General features: G+C 73.8%; 1 protein-coding gene. It reads left to right on the top strand.

The window, feature by feature from the left end; translation table 11 throughout:
* The first annotated feature begins 253 nt into the window (after nt 1–253).
* Nucleotides 254–2,233 (top strand): N-acetylmuramoyl-L-alanine amidase, encoded by a 1,980-nt coding sequence (locus tag ACFW9D_RS16405; protein WP_384622556.1) that lies wholly within the window; start codon nt 254–256, stop codon nt 2,231–2,233.
* Nucleotides 2,234–2,376 lie beyond the last annotated feature (143 nt).

Genomic DNA, 2,376 nt, shown 5'->3' with positions numbered 1-2,376 from the left:
CCCTGCCCCTCACCTGACCCGGCCCTTGGTCCTCCCATTGGTCCACTCCACTGACGCGCCGCAGGCGGCCGCACCACCGCGCGTAAAACCCGTCCGACGCCGCCCGCCACACGCCCGCTGACATGGGAAATCCCTGGAATCTCCGTTGCCCGTCGGATGATTGACGGATCGTCGGGGAGCCGATACCACTGACCTCGATCGGCCCCGCACGCATCGCGCACCATCCCGGCTCCGTCGTTCCCAGGAGGCACCGTTGCATCGTTCTCCCCGTTCTCTCACCGGCCGTGTTGCGCGCGTCAGGGCGGCGGGCACGCTCGCGACGGCGGGGCTGCTGCTCCCGCTGCTCGGGGCGGCGCCGCCGCAGGACGCCGGGGCGCCGGCCGCGGCGGACCAGAAGCTGCAGAGCGCGTTCGCGGCGGCCGCGGCCGAGTACCACGTGCCGCAGAGCGTGCTGCTCGGCGTCTCCTATCTGCAGTCGCGCTGGGACACACACGCGGGCGCGCCGAGCGTCTCCGGCGGCTACGGCCCCATGCATCTGACGGACGCGCGCACGGCGCTGGCCCGCACGGTGCGCTACGACCACGCCGAGGGCGACGCCCGCGGCGACGACTCGCGCGCCCCGCTGGAGGCGACGCCGGCGCTGCCGGACGGCGGCGAACTGCCGGCCCGGCTCACCACGCTGGTCCGGGCGTCGGAGGTGTCGGGGATCCCGGCGGAGGAGCTGCGCAGCGATCCCGCGGCGAACGTGCGGGGCGGCGCGGCGCTGCTCGCGGCCGCGCAGAAGCGGCTCGGCGAGCCGCTCGGCGGGAAGCCGTCCGACTGGTTCGGCGCGGTCGCCACGTTCTCCGGAGCGGACGACGCGGCGAGCGCGGCGACGTACGCGGACGACGTGTTCGCGGTGATCCGCGACGGTGAGCGGCGCACGAACGACGCGGGCCAGGACCTGACGCTCGCCGCGGACCCGGCTGCGCGGCCGGAGCCCGCGCAGCTGACCCGGGCGGGCCTGCGCAAGGCGGACGCCGACGGGGCCGAGTGCCCGCGCACGGTGTCCTGCGAGTGGATCCCGGCGCCCTACGAGGAGTTCGGCGACGGCGACTACGGCAACCACGACCTCGCGGACCGCCCGAAGGACCAGAGCATCGACTACATCGTCATCCACGACACGGAGGCGACGTGGGAGCAGACGCTGAAGCTGGTGCAGGACAAGACGTATCTGGCCTGGCACTACTCGCTGCGTTCGACGGACGGGCACATCGTGCAGTCGGTCAAGGCGAAGGACGTCGGCTGGCACGCGGGCAACTGGTACGTGAACGCGAAGTCGGTGGGCCTGGAGCACGAGGGTTTCCTCGCGCAGCCCGACTCCTGGTACACGGAGGCGATGTACCGCTCGTCGGCGCGGCTGGTGAAGTACCTGTCGAAGCGGTACGACATCCCACTGGACCGGCAGCACATCCTCGGTCACGACACGGTGCCGGGCCCGACGGGCGGGACGATCCCGCAGATGCACACGGACCCGGGTCCGTACTGGGACTGGGCGCACTACTTCGCGCTGCTCGGCAAGCCGTTCCACCCCACGGCCGGTCCGAACGGCGGTCTGGTGACGATCGACCCGCGGTTCGCCGAGAACCAGCCGGTGTACACGGGCTGCACCAAGGCCGGTGAGCCGTGCGCGCCGCACGGGTCGAGCGCGGTGCGGCTGTACACGGCGCCGAGCGAGGACGCCCCGCTGGTCAAGGACATCGGGCTGCGCCCCGGCGGCCAGGACTCGACGACGGGCGTCAACGACATGGCGTCCCGTGCCTCGACGGGTCAGCAGTACGCGGTCGCGGGGCGCGAGGGCGACTGGACGGCGATCTGGTACCTGGGCCAGAAGGCCTGGTTCCACGACCCGGCGGAGCAGCCGGCCGCGGTGAGCGCCAAGGGTCTGGTGATCACGCCGAAGGACGGGGCCTCGGACATCCCGGTGTACGGGCGCGCGTACCCGGAGAAGGCGGCGTACCCGGCGGGCATGACCCCGCAGGCCGTCTCGCCGCTGCCGTACAAGCTGCTCGCGGGGCAGCGGTACGTGGTCGGCGGGCGGACGACGGGCGAGTACTTCTACTCGCCGACGTTCGACACGTCGTCGCACCGGGTGGTGCGGGGTGAGGACGTGTACTACGAGATCCAGTTCGGCCACCGGGTCGCGTTCGTGCGGGCGGCAGACGTGCGGGTGCTGCCGTCGACGGAGTCCTGACCGTCCGGCTCGGCGGGAGAACGATCCGGGGGCCCGGGGCCGGGGGGGGGGGGGGGGGCCCGGGGGGGGGGGGGGGGGGGGGGGGGCGCCCCCCGCCGCCGAGGAGCCCCGGCCCCGCGGGGCGGCGCCCGCCCACACACCCG

It is taken from the genome of Streptomyces sp. NPDC059524 (genome assembly GCF_042749255.1).
Taxonomy (GTDB): Bacteria; Actinomycetota; Actinomycetes; order Streptomycetales; family Streptomycetaceae; genus Streptomyces; species Streptomyces xanthii.
This window is presented reverse-complemented; position numbering and strand designations above follow the sequence as displayed.